General features: G+C 49.5%; 26 protein-coding genes. 11 read left to right on the forward strand and 15 right to left on the reverse strand.

Annotation, left to right across the window (positions count from 1 at the left end):
• Nucleotides 1–14: 14 nt before the first annotated feature.
• The 5 genes from ubiE to KTG12_RS05805 all read right to left on the reverse strand — a co-directional run bounded on the left by ubiE (nucleotide 15) and on the right by KTG12_RS05805 (nucleotide 3,456).
• Nucleotides 15–782 carry a bifunctional demethylmenaquinone methyltransferase/2-methoxy-6-polyprenyl-1,4-benzoquinol methylase UbiE gene (ubiE, locus tag KTG12_RS05785; protein WP_022322721.1) on the reverse strand — a complete coding sequence of 256 codons (768 nt, stop codon included), beginning with the start codon at nucleotides 780–782 and terminating at the stop codon, nucleotides 15–17.
• An 11-nt stretch (nucleotides 783–793) separates the two neighbouring features.
• Nucleotides 794–1,741, reverse strand: a complete 948-nt coding sequence (locus KTG12_RS05790; protein WP_005636219.1) for a phosphoribosylaminoimidazolesuccinocarboxamide synthase — start codon at nucleotides 1,739–1,741, stop codon at nucleotides 794–796.
• 21 nt (nucleotides 1,742–1,762) lie between these two features.
• Complete coding sequence (locus KTG12_RS05795) at nucleotides 1,763–2,785, reverse strand: PhoH family protein (RefSeq protein WP_005636221.1); 1,023 nt, start codon at nucleotides 2,783–2,785, stop codon at nucleotides 1,763–1,765.
• 123 nt (nucleotides 2,786–2,908) lie between these two features.
• Nucleotides 2,909–3,223, reverse strand: coding sequence for a type II toxin-antitoxin system RelE/ParE family toxin (locus tag KTG12_RS05800; protein ID WP_005636222.1), 315 nt, complete (start codon nucleotides 3,221–3,223; stop codon nucleotides 2,909–2,911).
• The gene (locus KTG12_RS05805; protein ID WP_005636224.1) at nucleotides 3,214–3,456 is read right to left on the reverse strand and encodes a hypothetical protein; all 243 of its coding nucleotides are present in this window, start codon (nucleotides 3,454–3,456) and stop codon (nucleotides 3,214–3,216) included. The genes KTG12_RS05800 and KTG12_RS05805 overlap by 10 nt, the downstream gene beginning before the upstream one ends.
• 100 nt (nucleotides 3,457–3,556) lie before the next feature.
• Between KTG12_RS05805 and KTG12_RS05810 the strand changes: the two genes are divergently transcribed.
• Entirely contained in the window at nucleotides 3,557–4,225 is a 669-nt protein-coding gene (locus KTG12_RS05810) for a DUF5715 family protein (protein WP_005646439.1), read from the forward strand.
• 29 nt (nucleotides 4,226–4,254) lie between these two features.
• The gene (locus KTG12_RS05815; protein WP_155143537.1) at nucleotides 4,255–7,743 is read left to right on the forward strand and encodes an AAA domain-containing protein; all 3,489 of its coding nucleotides are present in this window, start codon (nucleotides 4,255–4,257) and stop codon (nucleotides 7,741–7,743) included.
• 52 nt (nucleotides 7,744–7,795) lie between these two features.
• Here KTG12_RS05815 and KTG12_RS05820 read toward each other — a convergent pair whose 3' ends face one another.
• Both KTG12_RS05820 and KTG12_RS22245 read right to left on the reverse strand, forming a co-directional pair.
• The gene (locus KTG12_RS05820) at nucleotides 7,796–8,149 is read right to left on the reverse strand and encodes a co-chaperone YbbN (protein ID WP_005636230.1); all 354 of its coding nucleotides are present in this window, start codon (nucleotides 8,147–8,149) and stop codon (nucleotides 7,796–7,798) included.
• A gap of 255 nt (nucleotides 8,150–8,404) precedes the next feature.
• Nucleotides 8,405–8,617, reverse strand: a complete 213-nt coding sequence (locus tag KTG12_RS22245; protein ID WP_007567577.1) for a hypothetical protein — start codon at nucleotides 8,615–8,617, stop codon at nucleotides 8,405–8,407.
• Between the two features lie 106 nt (nucleotides 8,618–8,723).
• Between KTG12_RS22245 and KTG12_RS22250 the strand changes: the two genes are divergently transcribed.
• The 9 genes from KTG12_RS22250 (at nucleotide 8,724) to KTG12_RS05860 (ending at nucleotide 12,641) form a co-directional block, all read left to right on the forward strand.
• On the forward strand, nucleotides 8,724–9,134 hold the full coding sequence (locus KTG12_RS22250; protein WP_004291538.1) for a hypothetical protein: 411 nt from the start codon (nucleotides 8,724–8,726) through the stop codon (nucleotides 9,132–9,134).
• Nucleotides 9,135–9,295: 161 nt separating this feature from the next.
• Nucleotides 9,296–9,511, forward strand: coding sequence for a hypothetical protein (locus KTG12_RS05825; RefSeq protein ID WP_004291535.1), 216 nt, complete (start codon nucleotides 9,296–9,298; stop codon nucleotides 9,509–9,511).
• 11 nt (nucleotides 9,512–9,522) lie between these two features.
• Nucleotides 9,523–9,744: a hypothetical protein gene (locus KTG12_RS05830; protein WP_004291534.1), complete on the forward strand. Its 222-nt coding sequence runs from the start codon at nucleotides 9,523–9,525 to the stop codon at nucleotides 9,742–9,744.
• Nucleotides 9,745–9,757: 13 nt separating this feature from the next.
• Nucleotides 9,758–10,174 (forward strand): PcfK-like family protein, encoded by a 417-nt coding sequence (locus KTG12_RS05835; RefSeq protein WP_004291533.1) that lies wholly within the window; start codon nucleotides 9,758–9,760, stop codon nucleotides 10,172–10,174.
• Nucleotides 10,171–11,502 (forward strand): PcfJ domain-containing protein, encoded by a 1,332-nt coding sequence (locus KTG12_RS05840; protein WP_004291532.1) that lies wholly within the window; start codon nucleotides 10,171–10,173, stop codon nucleotides 11,500–11,502. The genes KTG12_RS05835 and KTG12_RS05840 overlap by 4 nt, the downstream gene beginning before the upstream one ends.
• A gap of 24 nt (nucleotides 11,503–11,526) precedes the next feature.
• Nucleotides 11,527–11,784: a hypothetical protein gene (locus tag KTG12_RS05845; protein WP_004291531.1), complete on the forward strand. Its 258-nt coding sequence runs from the start codon at nucleotides 11,527–11,529 to the stop codon at nucleotides 11,782–11,784.
• A gap of 19 nt (nucleotides 11,785–11,803) precedes the next feature.
• Nucleotides 11,804–12,037, forward strand: a complete 234-nt coding sequence (locus KTG12_RS05850; RefSeq protein ID WP_004304291.1) for a DUF3873 domain-containing protein — start codon at nucleotides 11,804–11,806, stop codon at nucleotides 12,035–12,037.
• On the forward strand, nucleotides 11,977–12,279 hold the full coding sequence (locus tag KTG12_RS05855) for a hypothetical protein (protein WP_005783104.1): 303 nt from the start codon (nucleotides 11,977–11,979) through the stop codon (nucleotides 12,277–12,279). Before KTG12_RS05850 ends, KTG12_RS05855 begins: the two co-directional genes overlap by 61 nt.
• 53 nt (nucleotides 12,280–12,332) lie before the next feature.
• Complete coding sequence (locus KTG12_RS05860) at nucleotides 12,333–12,641, forward strand: hypothetical protein (protein ID WP_004304290.1); 309 nt, start codon at nucleotides 12,333–12,335, stop codon at nucleotides 12,639–12,641.
• 33 nt (nucleotides 12,642–12,674) lie between these two features.
• Here the strand turns inward: KTG12_RS05860 and KTG12_RS22255 are convergent, their stop codons facing one another.
• The 8 genes from KTG12_RS22255 to KTG12_RS05905 form a co-directional block, all read right to left on the reverse strand.
• The gene (locus tag KTG12_RS22255; protein ID WP_004291527.1) at nucleotides 12,675–13,064 is read right to left on the reverse strand and encodes a hypothetical protein; all 390 of its coding nucleotides are present in this window, start codon (nucleotides 13,062–13,064) and stop codon (nucleotides 12,675–12,677) included.
• A 64-nt stretch (nucleotides 13,065–13,128) separates the two neighbouring features.
• Complete coding sequence (locus KTG12_RS05875; RefSeq protein ID WP_004291526.1) at nucleotides 13,129–13,656, reverse strand: glycoside hydrolase family protein; 528 nt, start codon at nucleotides 13,654–13,656, stop codon at nucleotides 13,129–13,131.
• Complete coding sequence (locus tag KTG12_RS05880; RefSeq protein ID WP_004291525.1) at nucleotides 13,653–14,156, reverse strand: DUF3872 domain-containing protein; 504 nt, start codon at nucleotides 14,154–14,156, stop codon at nucleotides 13,653–13,655. The genes KTG12_RS05875 and KTG12_RS05880 overlap by 4 nt, the downstream gene beginning before the upstream one ends.
• On the reverse strand, nucleotides 14,153–15,055 hold the full coding sequence (locus KTG12_RS05885; RefSeq protein ID WP_004291524.1) for a toprim domain-containing protein: 903 nt from the start codon (nucleotides 15,053–15,055) through the stop codon (nucleotides 14,153–14,155). Before KTG12_RS05885 ends, KTG12_RS05880 begins: the two co-directional genes overlap by 4 nt.
• A gap of 7 nt (nucleotides 15,056–15,062) precedes the next feature.
• The gene (locus tag KTG12_RS05890; protein ID WP_004291523.1) at nucleotides 15,063–15,638 is read right to left on the reverse strand and encodes a conjugal transfer protein TraO; all 576 of its coding nucleotides are present in this window, start codon (nucleotides 15,636–15,638) and stop codon (nucleotides 15,063–15,065) included.
• A gap of 2 nt (nucleotides 15,639–15,640) precedes the next feature.
• Nucleotides 15,641–16,627 (reverse strand): conjugative transposon protein TraN, encoded by a 987-nt coding sequence (gene traN / locus KTG12_RS05895; RefSeq protein WP_004291522.1) that lies wholly within the window; start codon nucleotides 16,625–16,627, stop codon nucleotides 15,641–15,643.
• 34 nt (nucleotides 16,628–16,661) lie between these two features.
• Complete coding sequence (traM, locus tag KTG12_RS05900; RefSeq protein WP_004291521.1) at nucleotides 16,662–18,014, reverse strand: conjugative transposon protein TraM; 1,353 nt, start codon at nucleotides 18,012–18,014, stop codon at nucleotides 16,662–16,664.
• Entirely contained in the window at nucleotides 17,995–18,303 is a 309-nt protein-coding gene (locus KTG12_RS05905; protein ID WP_004291520.1) for a TraL conjugative transposon family protein, read from the reverse strand. The genes traM and KTG12_RS05905 overlap by 20 nt, the downstream gene beginning before the upstream one ends.
• Between the last annotated feature and the right edge of the window lie 4 nt (nucleotides 18,304–18,307).

Genomic DNA, 18,307 nt, shown 5'->3' on the forward strand with positions numbered 1-18,307 from the left:
AAATTTAAGATGATTTATACTGTTGTGGTGGTTTGCGAACCGCCCTTGCTGCCCGTGTATAGCGAACAAATGCCGAAGGTGAAAGTGCGCGAACGGGCTTCGCTGAAACCTACCCGGCTGAGCAGGTCGGTCATGACCTTCCCTTGTGGAACGACTTTGATGGAGGCCGGCAGGTAACTGTAGGCTGTATGCTCTTTTGATAGCAGGCGCCCGACGGTAGGGATCACGACTTTCGAATAGATGTTGTAGAGTTGCTTCATCGGGAAATGTACCGGTGAGGACAGTTCCAGGATCATCAGATGGCCCCCCGGCTTCAGAACCCGGTACATCTCGGTGATACCTTGTTCTATGTTTTCGAAATTCCGTACTCCGAATGCGGCGGTGACGGCGTCGAACGAGTTGTCCGGATAGGTCAGTGCCGTGCAGTCCTGGTATTCGAACGTGATGTGGTCCGACAATCCCGCTTCAGCGACTTTCTGCCGTCCGACTTCCATCATGCCCTCCGAGATGTCGGCCCCGATGATGCGGTCGGCTTTCAGGCGGCGGTGCATGGAGATGGCCAGATCCCCCGTGCCTGTGGCGATATCGAGAATTGAGGCGGGAGAAAAAGGACGCAGGAAAGCGATTCCTTTCCTGCGCCATATTTTGTCGATACCCAGCGAGAGCGTATGGTTCAGCTGATCGTATGTACCGGCGATGGAGTCAAACATGCGCCTGACTTGTGTCGTTTTGTGCTCCTCGTTGTTGTAGGGTAGAATCTGTTCTGAACCGTACTTCGCCATATCCGTTTATCTTATTTGTTGAGATATTCGGTTACGTTCTTTTCGATACGGGAAAGGAGATTGTCCGTATCGCCTTTTTCGAACTTCTCGCCTGTGATGTGTTCATACAGTTCGATATAACGTTCGCTGATACCGTCTACGATAGCCGGAGTCATTTCGGGAACTTTCTGGCCAGCCTTGCCTTGGAAATCGTTTTCCATCAGCCATTCGCGGACAAACTCTTTGGAGAGTTGCTTCTGCGGTTCGCCTTTGGCAAAACGTTCTTCGTAGCCTTCGCTGTAGAAATAGCGGGAAGAGTCCGGTGTATGGATTTCGTCCATCAGGTAGATCTTGCCGCCATGCTTGCCGAATTCGTACTTTGTGTCGACAAGGATCAAGCCGCGTTCGGCAGCAATTTCCGTACCGCGTTTGAAGAGGGCGAGCGTGTATTTTTCCAACAGTTCGTATTCTTCGGGAGTGGCCAGACCTTTAGCCAGGATTTCTTCCTTGGAGATGTCGGCATCGTGCTCGCCGATCTCGGCTTTTGTCGTCGGGGTAACGATCGGTTCGGGGAAACGTTCGTTTTCACGCATGCCTTCCGGCAGTTTTACACCGCAGATTTCACGCACGCCGCTCTTATAAGCACGCCATGCACTTCCGCAGAGGTAGCCGCGTACGATCATTTCAACAGGAAATCCCTGGCACATCACGCCTACGGTCACCATCGGATCGGGAGTAGCCAGTTTCCAGTTCGGGCAGATGTCGGTAGTTGCATCCAGGAATTTGGCTGCGATCTGGTTCAGCATCTGTCCTTTGTAAGGGATACCTTCCGGCAGGACTACGTCGAATGCCGAGATACGGTCTGTTGCAACCATCACCAATACATCGTCGTTGATGTTGTACACATCGCGTACTTTACCATGATAGACACTCTTCTGTCCTGGGAAATTGAAGTCTGTTTTTGTTAATGCCTTCTTCATATCTTTGTTTTTATGGGGCGCTTATCGGGCGTCCTGACTGTTATTAATATTGTTCTTTATCTCTTCTTGCTGTTCCTTGGAGACGGTTCTCGAACCGCCTTTGCCATGCTTGCTGTCGAATTTGTCGTAGGCTTCGACGATACGTTGGACGAGTTTATGGCGGACAATGTCCTTTTTCTCGAATTCGACCTTGCCGATTCCCTTTACGCCTTTCAGGATTTGCATGGCCTGTACGAGACCGGAGGTCGCTGTCGGCGGCAGGTCGATCTGTGTCACGTCTCCGGTAATGATCATTTTTGCATTCATTCCGAGGCGGGTGAGGAACATCTTGATCTGGTGGGTCGTCGTGTTCTGCGCTTCGTCGAGGATGATGACCGCATCGTTCAACGTCCGCCCGCGCATGAAAGCGAGTGGGGCGATCTGGATCACGTTGTTCTCCATGTATTCCTTCAGTTTGGCTCCGGGTACCATGTCTTGCAGGGCGTCATACAAGGGTTGGAGGTACGGGTCGAGTTTGTCCTTCATCTCGCCGGGGAGGAATCCTAATTTCTCACCGGCCTCTACTGCCGGACGGCTTAGGATGATCTTGCGGATTTCTTTGTTTTTAAGTGCTTTAACGGCGAGGGCTATGGCGACGAATGTCTTGCCTGTTCCGGCAGGGCCCGTGGCAAAGACGAGGTCGTTTTCTTCGAATGCTTTGACTAGGCGTTGCTGGTTTTCCGTGCGGGCGACGATCGGTTTGCCGTTCATCCCGTGAATGATCAGGTTCTCTTGTTTGGTGATCACCGGGGCTTTGCCTTTGATGATGTCCAGTATGACATCTTCGCTCAGCGAGTTGAATTCCTCACAATATTTTTCTACCTCGCGAATTTTCTTGAGAAAGAGCTCCGATTCGTCTTCGTCTCCTATCACTTTCATCACATTTCCCCTTGCCACAATGCGTAGCTTGGGGAACAATGTCTTGATCAACTGCATGTTGACATTGTTTACTCCGTAGAATATAACCGGGTCTACGCTCTCAAGAATATAAATTCGTTCAATCATTCAATTTGTTTTAGTTTTGCCTTTGTCGCGAGTTTTCTACCACTCTCGTTCAGGCAGACAAAATTAGTAATATTCTTTATGTAAAGATAAATTGTGGGGCATTTTGTTGTCTCTTCACGAAGATTATTTGAACATTTCTTGCAGGTGCCATCCTTCCTGGCGGCAATCCCAAACGGCATGGATTTCGATTAGTTCGTCGGTAACCGTGTAAATCAGCTTGTAATGTTTTTCGACGACAAGGGAACGAAATTCACAATCATATCCTTTCAGTAACGGTTCGATAGGGCCCGCTTGCGGAAAAATGCGTAAAGGTTCGGCAGAATCCAATAGTCTGTTGTATAAACGGATAGCTGCGGTCTGGCTTTTTTCACTGTAGAATCTGTAGATGTTGTCAAGTAAGGTAATGGCTTGAGGTAACCACTTTATTATTATTCGCATAGTGGGTATCGTTTACGTAATTCTTCCGTTGTCATACCTAATCCTTTTTTGGATTCTTCTCTCGATTTCTTCAACACTTCCTTTAATTCGTCCAGCGTCATCTGTGCCGGATAGCGCGTTTCTTTCTTTTCTGTTGCTATGCTGATCAAATTTTTGATCTGTGTCAACAGTTTTACATCGTCGATCGTTTTCAGTTGTTCGATAAGTGACAGTTTTAATTCCAATGCGTCCATACAATTAACTATTTTGGTTTATATTCAGAATTCACAAAAATAGTCATAAATATTTTGAAATCAGTGAATCTTGGTTACTTTTGTTTCCGCTAAAAGAAAAATGATGAAAAAGATAATATGTAGTATCGGGTTGATAGTGGCTGCTTGTTCGGTGGCAGTGATATGTTCGTCTTGTGGAAAAAAGGAAGAACGCGGAGAGTTGAAACGTATCTGGTATAACGGAAGCTATAACCGCGATTTCAAAGACCTGAACGATGTACATCTGGCCGAAGCAAAACGTATCGGCATTCAACCTGCATCGAACCGTGAAGAAGCGGAGAAAGTAAAAAAGGAGATGGAGGAGATCGAAACTAACGAATATTATGAAGTGGAAAAGCTGACGCATTCCATCCCCTATCTGATCCCCTCTGCCGCACAGTTGCTGGAAGATATCGGACATAATTTCCAGGATTCCTTACGCAATCTGAATGCTTCGGTCTACAAAATCAAAGTGACCAGTGTCACCCGTACGGTCGATGATGTCAAGAACCTGAAAAAGAGAAATACCAATTCCTCCCAAAATTCGGCCCACCGCTACGGAACGACTTTTGATGTCTCCTGGGCCCGTTATACCAAAGTAGACGAGAGCGATACTCTGAATATCGACAAAGACCGGTTGAAAATGGTATTGGCAATGGTTTTGCGCGATTTGAAACGGGAAGAGCGTTGCTATGTCAAACACGAACGCAAGCAAGGTTGTTTCCATATAACCGTCCGGGAAAAGAAATAGAAAGAGACAACAAACGGCTTACTGATCGAATGGACAAAAAACTACTGAAATACTGGAAAAACTGCCTGCTGGATGCCGAACGAAGGAGCAGGTCGCTAAAGAAAGAAGCGCGGGTTACATTGCGGATAGGTGACAAGGTTCCGGAATTTATACTTCGCAAAGACATTCCCTTGCTTTTCCCGAAAGGGAAGCAAAAGACGGATGACGAGAAACGTAAAATACAGATTGCTCCTTGTGTCTTTCTTCCTGAGTACGAAAACGGGTGGGCTTCCGGACAGAATACTCCGGAGTACCCCTTCCTGATTTCCGCGACATTGTTGCCGGACGGCACTTTTCAGGTCTGCGACAACAAGTCTGAACGTATTCCGGTTTTTGTCCGTAAGTTTTTGTCTCCGAATGCGCGCAATGACAGAACGATTGCATCCCTTTCGGCTGTGGACCGGCTCTTGAGCGAGTTCGATACCGAAGAGACGGACTGGAAGATATATTGGAGTGCCTGCGAAAAACTGTTCCAAGATGCGACCGGCTTGACTTTCCGGGAAATGAATTATGCCGACAAGCCTGAAATCATTGTCGTGAAAGCTCCCGGACGAGGAATGGCACAAAAGATCATCAATCTGTATGACAAGCTATTGGAAAGTAAATCTTCCCATCCGTTACTGGAACTTCTGATCCGTAAAAAGCTGGAAACATTGCTGCCTGTGCCGGATAGACAGCAAGTTTATTGCAATAAAGACCATTGGGCACAGATGAGCGGCGAGTTTCCGCTGTCCGTCTCCCAGCGTGAGACGCTTGCCATGTATACGGACCCGGACAGTTCCGATATCTTTGCCGTTAACGGACCTCCGGGAACAGGCAAGACGACCTTTTTACAGACGGTGATTGCTAACCGGATCGTCCATGCCGTACTGGAGCATCCTGATGATCCGGATATCATCGTAGCCAGTTCCGCCAATAACCAGGCGATTACCAATATCCTGAAAGATTTCAAGATCGAACAGCCTTCTGGCGATAAGCCTGCAAACCTGTTGACTCTCCGCTGGCTGCCCGGTTTGGATACGTTGGGATTGTATCTGTCAGGCAAAGACGAACAAAAGGATCAGTACAAAATGATGCTCAATACGAAAGGTGAAGGCTTTCCGAATGATTATGACGATCCTGCCCGGTTGGAAGAATATCGCGGGTTCTATCTGGAACATTTCAATCGTTTCTTTCAGACATCTTGCCGGGATGAAGTTGCATGCCAGCGTTTCCTTCGCAGGCAAATGAGGAAGATGCGGGATGAGATTGGAACCTGCTTGAATGTTGCCAGTCTCAAACAATATGGAAAAGAGATGGCGGATAAAGGTTTTCTGAGTAAACTGCTCCGTAAATTTCAAAAACTTCCAAGCTATGATGATGTGATATGCGGCTGGGAGCAGACGGAAGATTTTAAGGCACGCTATGACAAGTTGGTTGCCAATCCGGAATATAATGCCCTTCCTTATACGGAAGATATGGCGGTGCGGCTGGATATCAGTTACCGCTATCTTTTGTTCTGGTATGCCATCCATGACCGGGAAGCCGAGTTCATCCGCCGCTTGGCCGGATGCGATAAAGAGGGGGAGACACGTGGCCGAGAGGATTACACCGAACGGTTGAAGCGTTTGGCCTGTGTGATGCCCGTTTTTATTTCGACTTTCCATTCTTTGCCGAAATACATGGTTTGTGCGGACAATGGGGAGTGGGATGCGCCGCTCTATGATGCGATCGATTTGCTGATTGTGGATGAATCGGGGCAGGTATCTCCCGAACTGGCAATTCCGTCTTTCAGCCTTGCCAAGCAAGCTATTTTAGTGGGAGACGTGGAACAGATCGAACCGATATGGTCCATCTCGGACGAATATTCCAGTATTAATCTGAAACGTTTTGGCTTAGTATCCTCCGAGTCCGATGATCGGTATGCGTTTCTGCATGAAAACGGTTTCTTGTCTTCGTCCGGAAGCATCATGAAGATGGCGCGGAAGAGTTGCAGTTTCGAAGTCGCCGGTGAAAGAGGCGCTTTCTTGACCGAACACAGGCGTTGTCTCGATCCTATCATTGCTTATTGTAACGACTATGTGTATCACGGCCGTTTGCTGCCGAAGAAAGGAAACAAGGTGAAGTATAAAGACTTGCCGCCTAAAGGGTATGTCCATGTAAACGGAGTCAGTGAAAAAGGGGCGACGGGCAGTGTCTTGAACAGAGCGGAAGCGGCAGCAATCGTCTCTTGGCTGGAAACGGAAAAAGATAAGTTGGAAAGCGCTTACAAGGAGCCGATCCGTAAAATAGTGGCTGTAGTCACCCCATTTAAGGCGCAGGAAGAAATCATCCGTAGTCTTGCGGAACAGTCGCCGGAGGCGGAAGCGTTTGCCGGTATGACAATCGGCACTGTTCACTCTTTGCAGGGAGCGCAGTGTCCGGTCGTGATTTTTTCATCGGTCAATTCTCCCGGTGATGCTTCTTATTTTATGGAGCAAGGTGGGAAGTACAATATGCTCAACGTAGCTGTTTCGCGTGCGCAATATCATTTTCTGGTGTTCGGAAATATGAATATATTCCATCCCGAACGGAATACTCCCGTCGGTAACTTGGCAAAATGGTTGTTTGACGATCCTGCGAACGAAGTGTCCGGCAATTTCATCTATCGGCAAAAGGAACCACTTTGCCGCTACCAGCCGGCCGAACGTTTATCGACATTGGAGGAACACACCGGTTTGTTGCGGCAAGCCTTTAAAGATGCGACAAAAAGGTTGCTGATCGTATCTCCTTTTATATCGATCCAGGCGATTGAACATGATAATCTTATTCCTCTGATGCGGGAAGCGGTAGAGCGGGGTGTGGAAGTCGTGGTGTATTCGGATTTCCGCTTGGATTGTGACAAACAAACCGGTGTGTTGCGGAAGGAGGCCGTTGCCGGGCGGAAGGCTTTAACCGAAAACGGTGTTAAGTTGATTCTGTTGAAAGGCATTCATAATAAATCGCTTGCGATTGATGATTCGGTATTGGTGGAAGGTTCCTTTAACTGGCTTTCTGCACGTAGAAATGGGAGTTATTCCCGTCATGAATGTTCCGTGAAACTGATTTCTCCAGAAGCAGCGAAGCATATTTCAAACTTAAGGAAGGAGTTAGGTGCAATAGAACCGGAATCCGTTCTTTTCGAACCTATTCCTGTCTCTGTACCGAAACAGGAACAGGTCGGGAATAAGATTTGTCCGGGTTTCTTTGATGCCGATCCGGTAAACAACTGTACGGATGAAGATCTGGCCGGTTTCAAAGAGCGTATCCGGCAATTGGGTATCAAGAAAACGGATGTATCCGAGTCGATAATGAGAGTTCGTAAACAATATCCCCGTCATTATGAAACATGGTCGGATGAGGAATGCCGGATATTACAGGAGTTCATGCAAAAGACGAATGATCTGAATCTGTTTTGTTCCTGCTTCCAACGGACTCCAGGCTCGATCCGTATAAAAGTAGAAGGCATGAATCAGAATTAGCGCTTGGCTTTCCTGATTCATACCTTCTGTATTCTACTCTTTGATAGATATATTATAAGATGCCTTCGATCACTTTGCGAAGTTCTGGTTTACCCATCGTGCCGAGCATCATTTCTTTATTCCCGTCCATACGACAGAGGAGCAAAGTCGGGATCGTCCGGATCTTGAAAGCTGCTTCCAGTTCTTCTTCGTTGTCTACATTGACTTTATAGATGTAGAGTTTTCCGTCGTATTCTTTTGCAAACTCATCGAGTATCGGCTCCAAGCGTTTGCAATAACCGCACCAGGGAGCATGAAAGTCTACGATGCAGGGTTTGTCTCCTACATATTTCCAATCTTTGGGGCTTTCTTCGAAGTTTCCTACTCGCTGTATAAATTCCGTTTTTGTTAATTCAATCGGTGTCATGTTGTTTCCTTTTATTATTATTAAAACAAAGATAGTGATAATATGGTTGCATTGTAAATGGCAATATTGCTTATATAGTTATCAATATTCCCCTTCTGCCGGCATTAAATGAAAAATATCTGTATTTTTGCACGCTGAAGTTACGAAAAGAGTGTAATTTATTGGAAATGAGCGTAGGTTAATTGCTCTTGATAGTAATAGGTTACGATTTAGTTAGTTATCTACTGCATTATCCTTCTGCGCGTTGCGTAACCTTCAAAGAACTCTTCGTATGCAAAAGTAGCTATTTAATTCGAGATTTTGATATAAACTCCCGTTTTTTATCCCCTCATTCATAAGAATTTTCCGTAAAAGCGGTATTGTCCGTCGGCACACCATTGCCCAAAACGAGTTTGGAACAAACGTGTGCCGACTACCGCATAGCTGGAGAAAAGGGCATTGCCTCACGCCTAAACGATGTTTAGACAGATGAAGCAATGCCCCTTTCTTTTGCGCCTATGCCAAGAGGTGCTTTTACGGGTTTTCAAATGATTTTTCTTTTTTCGCTGTCTCTTTTGCCGGAAGCGGAAAGTGAATGCAGAGTGTGTCAGCCTGCCCCATGAATGAAACAGGCGCCCACACACAGCCGGACAAACCGGGAAGAATGATTGTTGCCACCCGGCTGAACAAGTTCCGTCGGATCGGAAACAATCATACTTCCTTTGTTGTGGTTTGCCCTTTTCACGCTTCCGGTGATGTCTTTTTCCTTTTGGTGATTCTTTTTTTTACGGATTTTCCCCTGAAGTTTTTTTCTACACAATCTGCCTCTGTTTTCGTTTACCTCCATTTTGCGCCTTTCAGTAAGCCGCATCAGTCAGTCATTTTCGTTCTGGGCGCAAAGGTAATTCCGGGATTGGACGGGAAAGCAAGGTCAAGCCTCCTGTTTTCGGTAAAAATCTCCAGCCCTGCGGGTAGTATTTTGACCGAAAAACCTTGCATTCCCTAATCCCTACCTTTTCAAGCACCCGAAACGAAAACGACCGATGCGACAGAAAGACGCATAAAAAAAATGTCGGATAAACGAGAGGCAGATAAGATAGTTTGAAACTCAACTCCCTCAGCTCTTGAATCCGCATTAAAAACAAAAAAATCAAAAACAGCGAAGATATGACGGCAACGGCAAATTTCAGACAAATGGCGCAACACATCGGGTTGGCGATATGCGGCTTGATGATGCGCACCGCCTTCGGGGTGTTCGGCATCCTTTGGGGCATCATCAGAGAGATTGTAAACGGAGTGTTCCGAGTGGCGATAGGTGTAATCGTGGCTATCCTTTCCACCATTGCCTTCTTTGGCTTCATCCTTTGGTTATTCACCCTTTAACCCTTACCGACATGGCAAAAAGAAACAGCAAGACGGCAGCGCAGCAGTGCAGATATTACGAGGTGGACAACATCTTCGTGTATATGGTGGAAACGTACATCAACGGCAATTTTGAAACTTTCCGAAGATTGTACCACGAACTGAACAAGGACGCACGGAGGGATTTCATGGACTTCCTTCTCAGCGAGGTAGAGCCGACCTATTGGAGAGAGATACTGAAACAGATAATCTAAAAATGACAGCGATATGAAAGGAACAGACCATTTCAAGAGAACGATATATATGTACTTGGAACAGCGTGCGGAGGAAGATGCGCTATTTGCAAAGAAGTACCGCAACCCTGCCAAGAACATGGACGAGTGCGTGACCCACATTCTGAACTATGTGCAGAAAAGCGGTTGCAACGGTTTCACGGACGGAGAGATATTCGGGCAAGCCATCCACTACTATGAGGAAAACGAGATAGAGGTGGGCAAACCGATGGACTGCCAAGTGGTTGTGAACCACGTTGTGAAACTCACGGCAGAGGAAAAGGCGGAGGCACGTCAGAACGCTGTCCGCAAATACCAAGAGGAGGAACTCCGCAAGTTGCAGAACCGCCACAGACCGTCAGCGAGAAAAGAAAACCAACCCCAACCCTCATTATTTGATTTAGGCTTATGAAACCGAAGACCAAGATACAGAAAGAGGTGGCAAGACTTTCCGCCAACCTTCGCCCCATATCAGCGACACAAATAGATTGGGCATACCGCCACTGCGTTGAGCATATCGGCTACCGCACCAAGAAAGGGAACATCACCTGTTCCGACTGCGGTCACGAGTGGCACAGCGACAGCGGACTATGCGACACCCTTGAAGGCTGCACCTGCCCCAAATGCCATGCCGAACTCAAAGTGCAGGACACACGCAGACGCATCTACAAGGAAACGCAGAATTTCAGCGTGATAACCACCTGCAAAGGGTATCAGGTAATCCGCGTGGCGCAGGTCAGATGCGAGAGCAGGAAAGGCGAACCGATGCGTTTCTACTGCCACGAGGTCGTGCAGCGTTGGATTTCACCCGACGGCAAGGTTACGGACATGGCGTTGCTCCGTGGCTTCCTTTTCTGCTATTGCGATGTGTGGGCATTAGGCAGCGATATGGAGGTAAGACCGCACAACAGCCTATACGATGATGTGGTGGCAAGAAGCTGTGCATATCCAAAGATGAGGATATTGCCCCAACTCAGACGTAACGGCTTCAAGGGCGATTTCCACGGCATCTCCCCCGTGCGTCTTTTCAAAGCCTTGCTTTCAGACCCAAGAATTGAAACCCTTATGAAAGGCGGTGAGATTGAGGTCATGAAACACTTTCTTTTCAATACCCGTACTGCCGATGAATGTTGGGCATCATATCTGATTGCCAAGCGTCACAAGTATCAGATAGACAACCTCTCAATGTGGTGCGACTATCTGCGTATGCTCAAAAAACTCGGTCAAGACCTCCGTAACCCGAAGAACATCTGTCCCGAAGATTTCATGGCGGCACACGACAACGCAACCCGAAAAATTGAAGCCATACACGAGAAGGAAAGAGCCGCAGAGCAACGCCGTTGGGAGATTGAAAGGCGTGAGCGTGAGCAACAGCGACAACTCCAACGAAAGAAAGATGCGGAGGATTTCATCGCCAACAAATCCAAATTCTTCGGCTTGGTAATCACGGACGAGGAAATAATCGTCAAGGTGCTTGAAAGCATAGACGAGTATTACAACGAGGGCAAGACGCAGGGCATCTGCGTGTTTGGCAGTGGATACTACAAGAAAGCCGACACCCTCATACTATCGGCAAGGATTGGCGATGAGATTATTGAAACCGTAGAGGTGGACTTGCGAACCCTCGAAGTGGTGCAGTGCCACGGCAAGCACAACCAGGACACCGAATATCACGAGCGCATCATAGACCTTGTGAACAAGAACGCCAACCTTATCCGTGAGCGGATGAAAGCGGCATAGCATAACCCCTAAAACAACATTGATATGGAAGTAAGAATTGAAAGTATGATTTGTGTGTGGGATGATGCAATCCCCACGATGTTCCTTGAATTTGTGAACCTCCTCACTCTCACAACGAGTGAGGGGGAATTGAGAAAGAGCGTAAAGGAGTTTGCCGAGAAGCACGAACTTGACAAGTTTTTCCTTTACGGCTTCGGCTCACACCATTTCTACCTGCACCAACGCTACACAAGCAACCCCGAAATGGTGATGAAGAACAGAGTTCTGTCAGTACATTTTTAACCATCTAAAAAGCAACATTATGACAACACGAATGACCATCAACGGAGTAAGCACCTGCGCGGAAGCAGGTACGGAGAAATACGAGCGTTTCCAATCGGGTATCGGAAGACGCAGGCGGACACTTGTGCAGTACGACTACCGCCACCCCATAGACAGAGAATTGTTCTCTTGTGTCAAACCCACGTTGGACGAGTGCCGAGCCGCACGGGACAAGTGGCTGAACGCAAAGAAGGGAAAGGAGGACAGACTATGAACACGACCTATCAAACGCTGATAGTCAAGTTCAGCGAACCTATCACGGCATTGGACGGTATCTTTGACGATACCGGAGCGTGGGGAACGGACACCCTCAAGGGGTGGATAGATGATTACGAAAGCACACGTTTCACCGCCACCGACAGCCATACGGCAGTCATCACGAGCGAGTACAATATGGAATGTGTGAAAGAGTGGCTACAACGGCAGACCCCCATTTCCGAAATGCGAGAATTTTGAACGGGATGGCGGTGTCCGCACCGCCAATACTTAAAACCCTAAAAACAAAAGATATGATAGCCAAGACGATATTACAGCAGATAGGCGGAAAACGCTTCACCGCCATGACAGGTAGCCGTGATTTCATAGATATGGGCAACGGCTTACGGATGAGCCTTGCAAGGAACAAAACAAGTGCCAACCGCCTTGACATCATCTATGACGAAGGGGCAGACCTCTACAATATGCGCTTCTACCGCAGGACGTTCAGCAAAAAGACCTTTGAGTGCAAGACAAAGGACATTGCCGTACACGAGGGTATCTATTTTGATATGCTGGAGGAAATGTTCACGATGGTGACGGGACTTTACACACGCTTTTGAGTGGCGGGGCGGCGAGAGCCGCCCTACTTTCTTTCAGTGAGCATGATGGCGGACAAAGAAAGTAGCAAAGAAACCTTTGTCCAATCTGCGATAACTAAAAAATCCGCAAGTAAAACTTGCGGAGGCTATATATTGGGTCGTTATTTTTTGGTGGAGGGGAATGATAATCTCGAACCGTTGAACTACACATTTCTGCTTCGTCTCCATTTCCCCCAACGATTTGATACGTTCAATCATTTTTGTTGTTCCTTTCTGAATTTTCCTAAATACTTTCTTCATAATTTCGCTATACTTTTTATGGTTAATAACTATGTTTTGTATTGCTCTCACAACACTTACAACTTGAAGTGTTATTTGGAAACCGATAGGCAAAAATGGCTCAACGATGTCAATTAACGAGAAAATCCTACGATAATCTATCAAGTGATAGAGCAAAAGACGTGCCAAGTTAAATATGGCACGTCTTTTGCCAGTTTTGTCAGTCCTTTTATGGGATATACAACAGCGCAAACTCCGCCTTTCTCCGTTTGAGCAGCATGGCGTGGCGTTTTCCTTTGTAGTTGCAGAAGGCTATATACTCACGGTAGATGTTCCTGTCACCAGCTTCCAGCTTCTTGATTAAGGTGCTTTTGGGGATTGTTTTGCTGCCTAACAGCTTCGCCGGTCCCACATTGTAAGCTAACGTGCCAAGCAAAATCGAATCAACCCCGAATTTACGGAACATGGCGACAAATTTGCGCAGGTCTTTCCGCAAAAGTTCATCCGCATCCCGTTTTGTCATGGTTCGTGCCGAATACTTCTCGTTTGGCAAAAGTTTGTGACCCCAACCGACGTATGGGTAGTGTTTTTCTGAGTGCCAGCCTTCAAAGTAGCGGCAGCATAAAAAAGCACGTTCCATAAGCGGCAGTCGGTAGATTGCCGCCTGCCCGTCCGTTCCCTCTTGGCGGCTGATCTGCGCGGACACAGAACAGACCGTCAGAAGTGAACAGAGCATTGTCATGAATACACGCATCATTTCAACAAGGGGCTGAAGTTGCCGATGGGAACGATGGTAAGATCGTCGTCCTTTACATTCCTGTTGTTGAAGTCAAATTCCAGTTCGTAGGAGTTGCTAAAGTTATCCTCCACCACCACGATGAAATTATGCGCCTCATCACCCGCCGCCGTGTAGTACAGGCGGAATTTTTCGTTCTCCAGCAGGTAGCGGTCGTTAGGCAGGAAGGTGATGCCGTTATCCATTTTGAGCGAGCCTTCCCCCTCGAACTGGAAATAGCGGATGGTATAGAGCGTACCCGAAAAGTCGCCCTCCTTTTTCAGTTCACAGCGGATTTCCACTGTCTGCCCCTTTACTACCTTGTTCGGCACGGGCATGACCTCCACCGTGAAGGGATAGGACTGCTGGATGTCCATGTCATCGTCACATGACACGAGGGTGAATGACATGGCGGCTATCAGGCATAACGCCACTGCCTTGAATATTGATGTTCTCTTGTTTCTGTTGTTCAGTATGTTCATTGTTCTTCGATTTTTAGATGGTTGTTTTTCTGTTTTTTCGTTGTCAGTTGCAGGTACTCGTTCAAGTCCTTGCAACCGTCATAGAGGGAGGAACGGTCGGTGACACGTTCCCCGTATCGCATGGTAAGTGCGGCAAGCGTCCGCCGTCCGGCTTCGTCACGGTCGAGGAAGCAGCCGATGCGCCCGTATCCGTCCAGCAATCCCGCCGCCTTCTCCACGTTGGCGACTGAGTTCAGCACAAGACAGTCAGCGTTACCGGTTACACCAAGCGTCACGGCAGAGAGAAAGTCCATGAAGCCCTCGAACACGAGGCACTCGTCAGCCGGGATGTCATTCGCCTTTACCAGTGATACAGACTTCGGAGGTATGCAACCCTTGAAATATCGGCTTCTGACTTCATAGCCACCTGCCATGTTCGGAAAGCCAACGGCAAAATACCGTTTCCCACGCACACCGTAGTTCAAGCGGCAGCAGTGACGGGATGCGATGGCGTAAGGGATGCCCCGTTCCTCTAAATACTCCGTCAGCAGTGAGCGGAGCAGCGGAGCGACCTCCACATCCTCAAAAACGGATTCGGTCGGCTTCGAGAGATAGACGGGCTTTTCCCATCCGGCAACCGTCATATTGGCGGCTTCCGCTATGAACTTCGCTTGCTTCATGAAGTCATCGCTTTGCAGAAACTCCCCGGCAAGCGTGAAGATGTCGCCGCCCTTGCCCAAACCGAAGTCGTACCAGAGCTGTTTCGCCACGTTCACACGGAAAGAGGATGTGCGCTCGCCCCTGTACGGGGCAAGATACCACAGCTCGTTACCGCTCCTTCTGACAGGCTCATGCCCCAGCCGTGCGAGAAAATCCGCAAGCGGCATCCTTCTGACAGCATCTATTTCCGTCCTTTCCATGCCCGTGTCAGTTGATGATGAACTTGATACCGACCCCGAACTGCGTGTGGAACTTCCGTGTGTCGCCACCCCAAAGGCAACGCTCCCGCAGGTTGGCAAGCAGGGCGATACGGTCTGCCACGTAACACTCCACATCGAGCGTCAGCGCACCGCCGTAGATGAAGGCGTCCCGGTCGTGCAGCGTGGAGCCGTCATGCAGCACCTTCTTCCCCCAATTTACCGCCTCATATCCGGCGAGAGCCGAAGCCCCGGCATAGACGAAAACAATCTTTCGGGCGTCCGACAGTATCTTGAAGTAATAGCCGCCCTCCGCCGTGAACTGCGCCACGGGTATCTTGGTGTCCTTGTAGGGATTGTTCTTCAACAGGTATTCGCCACCGAACACCCACTTGTTCCCCTTCTTCGTGTAGGTGGAGAGAGCCGCCCCGAAGCTGTACCCGCCGTCCTTGCCGCCGAGATTGAAGCCGTCCGCCATGTCCGCCCTCACCTCGATGCCCTGCATCTTCGGCAGACACCGCTGGGCGTGCGCCTGCCCTGTAAAAAGGGCAAGCGACGCGATGATTATTGCGATGTACTTTCTCATGGTCAGCGTACTTGAAGTTCGTTGATGGTACCCGCGCGTACCAAATCCTCGTTCTCAATCACGAAGGACTGGTGACGGCCGCCGTTCTTCTCGTTCAATTCCACCACGAGGCACTTGTCATCGGGGATGGTGAACTTCGCCATCGTGAAGACCGTGCGCTCGCTCTTTTTGCCCGGCACGAGGGTGGCGTAGTTCTGCGCGCGGAGCGGCAGAATAATCTGCTCCTGCACGGCAGTACGCTTCGCAACCTTCTTGTCCACGATTTTCCAAGTGATGTAGTCCACATCGAAAGGCACGTTGCTCTGGTTCTTTATCTCCGTGTGGAAATAAAGCAAGCCGTTGTGCGTGTAGATGCCTTTCAACAGGTATTGGATGCCGAAACGCTTGCAGCCGATATGCTTCACCTCGCGCTTGTTCTGTTTGTGGATGGACTTCATGATAAGGCGCACCAGCATCGGGCTTTCGCTGCCCAGCTCTTTCAGATAGATTTCCTGCGCGTTGTTCGGGCGGTTCACCGTGCTGCCGTCATGGATGAAGTCGCACATCTCCACGTTGAGCAACAGCGGTTCGGCGGCGTACTTCACGTTGAAGGTGTAGAAACTGCCGTCCTCCGTGATGACGGACATATTCGTTTCGTTGGGAAAATTCCTTACGGTAGCCTTCACACGGATGATGTTCTCCGCTCCGTCGGCTTTCCCGGCAATCAGGTCGGGCGAGCCTAAATCGACATAGCGCACCTCCGCCGGAAAAATGACGTGGACGGTCTTGTCGTAGGTCACTTCCAGACCGTGCGGCGGTATCATGCGGTCGAAGGTCAGCTTGCGTGACAGCCCGTGATATAGGTCGCCGTCCGCCTCCTTCTGCGGATAGACCTCCTTCGTCAAGGTCGGTTGTTCACTTCCGTTGGTCGTTTCAACGGTTACATTCTCCTGCGCGTTGGCAGTTATGATGCCCATAGCGAGGGCAAACATGATGATTACTTTTCTCATTACTTTTGGATTTTAGTGGTAATTTTTATTGTTTTCAATATTTTTCTTGGTAAAGCATGACCCTGTACCCGGCTTTCAGATGCACCTTGACGGTTCGCATCTTTTTGGCGATGTACTGGCTCGTGCCTTGTATCAGCCCCTTGCCCAAGTCGGAGGCGAGCTGCGCCCCGGCATTGGTGGAGATGTTGATGCTGCTTCCCAGCGAGCCGCCCATGTTGGCGGCGACCTCCCGGACGGCGTTCATCTCCATCGAGTTCGGGATGAAGATGCCGGGCTGTCCGTCCGTGTCATAGACCGCAAGCTCCACGGGGATAATCGTGCCGTCGTATTCCAGCGAGGTAATCTCGATGTCGAGCCGCTCACCCTGTATCTTGCCCGTGCCGACCACCACCGCACCCCGGGGTATTGTCCTGCCTGCCACCGCCATAGGCTCCAGCAGGCGCAGCCTTACCGTCTGCCCGTCCGTCACGCTCTGCGCCCCATGCACGCACGCCGGTATGGTGTTCCTGTCCAATACCTCCGCCGTGCCGACAGCCGTGTTGAAACCCCGGTTGCGTTCCTGCGATAAGGCGGCGACAAACTCCGCGTTACTCATAGGCTGTGAGAGTGAAGAAACTACTTGATGCTCCACCTGTCTGATAGGCATTGCCTTGTTCTTCTTCCCTTTCTGCACGGTAGTTGGCTCTGCCCTCTGTTCCGCCGATGGCTGTCCTCCGTTCTGACCGCCCATGTACTTTGCCGCCAGCTCGTAGGACTTCTCCATAAGAGCCACCTGCTCGTCCATAGAGGAAGCCTTGCCCCTCTCGCTTTCCAGTTCCGACTCCAGCGATGCGATGCGCTCCAACAATTCGTCCATCTCCGCATTGTCGTTTTTCGGCTGGTCGTAGAAGTTTCCGAGCGTGGCGTTCAGGTCACGGTAGGCGGCTGCGGAGGACTGGATGGTCTGCGGCGTGGCTGGCTTTGCCCTTTCTTCCTTGCCGCCCGGATTGGCGAGGTCGAAGTCCACTCCGTTCTCCGTTCCCGCTATCTCGCGGTCGAACATGTCGCCCAGCTGCCCGATGGCACGGTTGCGGCTCTCCTGACGCTCTTCCATCTCCCCATGCTCGTAGGCTTTCAGCTTGTCGCCGATAATCTGCCGGTTCGCCTTGTCAGCGTCGGGCATCTCGGTGTTGTATCCGTCCGTTCCCGGCGGTTGCTCCTTGCCGGAGGACGGGGCGAATATCAGCCACATCGCCCCGATGAACACCAACACCATAGCGGGCAGCACGATCATCTTCTGCCGTTTCAGCCGTTGCGCCTCTGTCAGCGGTTCGCGCTCCTTTTTCGGTTTCCCCGTTTCGGGAGCAGCTTTGTTCTCTTTCGTCGGTTCATTCTTTGTCTGTTCCATATAAATAAGGTGTTAAGTGATTGCCTGTTTCCGCCGGGGTCGGCAGTTCCACCCGTCCGGCGTGTCCCGTTTCCATATGTGAGCCGTCGTTCCTGCCGATGTCATAGACGGCTCTGCCGAAGGTGTAAAGGGCAAGCACCGCGAAGGCGGCGAACATCCCCAGCACGATGCGGCGGCGTGTTTCCGGCGGCAAGCCGTCCAGATACCCTTTGAGACTTGCCGCCAAGCGTTTCCGTTTGTCGTGGAGTTTCCAATACATGCCCCACATTGATTTTCTGATACTTTTCATGTCC

The sequence above is a fragment of the Parabacteroides sp. MSK.9.14 genome, from assembly GCF_019041495.1.
Lineage (GTDB): Bacteria > Bacteroidota > Bacteroidia > Bacteroidales > Tannerellaceae > Parabacteroides > Parabacteroides merdae.

Bases quoted from the DNA above. Each gene is read 5' to 3' on its own strand.
- KTG12_RS05840 (WP_004291532.1), top strand. From the start codon at position 10,171: ATGAAACCGAAGACCAAGATACAGAAAGAGGTGGCAAGACTTTCCGCC.
- ubiE (WP_022322721.1), bottom strand. From the start codon at position 782: ATGGCGAAGTACGGTTCAGAACAGATTCTACCCTACAACAACGAGGAG.
- traM (WP_004291521.1), bottom strand. From the start codon at position 18,014: ATGGAACAGACAAAGAATGAACCGACGAAAGAGAACAAAGCTGCTCCC.
- KTG12_RS05875 (WP_004291526.1), bottom strand. From the start codon at position 13,656: ATGATGCGTGTATTCATGACAATGCTCTGTTCACTTCTGACGGTCTGT.
- KTG12_RS05800 (WP_005636222.1), bottom strand. From the start codon at position 3,223: ATGCGAATAATAATAAAGTGGTTACCTCAAGCCATTACCTTACTTGAC.
- KTG12_RS22250 (WP_004291538.1), top strand. From the start codon at position 8,724: ATGCAGAGTGTGTCAGCCTGCCCCATGAATGAAACAGGCGCCCACACA.
- KTG12_RS05810 (WP_005646439.1), top strand. From the start codon at position 3,557: ATGATGAAAAAGATAATATGTAGTATCGGGTTGATAGTGGCTGCTTGT.
- KTG12_RS05825 (WP_004291535.1), top strand. From the start codon at position 9,296: ATGACGGCAACGGCAAATTTCAGACAAATGGCGCAACACATCGGGTTG.
- KTG12_RS05860 (WP_004304290.1), top strand. From the start codon at position 12,333: ATGATAGCCAAGACGATATTACAGCAGATAGGCGGAAAACGCTTCACC.
- KTG12_RS05805 (WP_005636224.1), bottom strand. From the start codon at position 3,456: ATGGACGCATTGGAATTAAAACTGTCACTTATCGAACAACTGAAAACG.
- KTG12_RS05905 (WP_004291520.1), bottom strand. From the start codon at position 18,303: ATGAAAAGTATCAGAAAATCAATGTGGGGCATGTATTGGAAACTCCAC.
- KTG12_RS05835 (WP_004291533.1), top strand. From the start codon at position 9,758: ATGAAAGGAACAGACCATTTCAAGAGAACGATATATATGTACTTGGAA.
- traN (WP_004291522.1), bottom strand. From the start codon at position 16,627: ATGAGAAAAGTAATCATCATGTTTGCCCTCGCTATGGGCATCATAACT.
- KTG12_RS05890 (WP_004291523.1), bottom strand. From the start codon at position 15,638: ATGAGAAAGTACATCGCAATAATCATCGCGTCGCTTGCCCTTTTTACA.
- KTG12_RS05850 (WP_004304291.1), top strand. From the start codon at position 11,804: ATGACAACACGAATGACCATCAACGGAGTAAGCACCTGCGCGGAAGCA.
- KTG12_RS05880 (WP_004291525.1), bottom strand. From the start codon at position 14,156: ATGAACATACTGAACAACAGAAACAAGAGAACATCAATATTCAAGGCA.
- KTG12_RS05845 (WP_004291531.1), top strand. From the start codon at position 11,527: ATGGAAGTAAGAATTGAAAGTATGATTTGTGTGTGGGATGATGCAATC.
- KTG12_RS05820 (WP_005636230.1), bottom strand. From the start codon at position 8,149: ATGACACCGATTGAATTAACAAAAACGGAATTTATACAGCGAGTAGGA.
- KTG12_RS05885 (WP_004291524.1), bottom strand. From the start codon at position 15,055: ATGGAAAGGACGGAAATAGATGCTGTCAGAAGGATGCCGCTTGCGGAT.
- KTG12_RS05815 (WP_155143537.1), top strand. From the start codon at position 4,255: ATGGACAAAAAACTACTGAAATACTGGAAAAACTGCCTGCTGGATGCC.
- KTG12_RS05790 (WP_005636219.1), bottom strand. From the start codon at position 1,741: ATGAAGAAGGCATTAACAAAAACAGACTTCAATTTCCCAGGACAGAAG.
- KTG12_RS05830 (WP_004291534.1), top strand. From the start codon at position 9,523: ATGGCAAAAAGAAACAGCAAGACGGCAGCGCAGCAGTGCAGATATTAC.
- KTG12_RS05795 (WP_005636221.1), bottom strand. From the start codon at position 2,785: ATGATTGAACGAATTTATATTCTTGAGAGCGTAGACCCGGTTATATTC.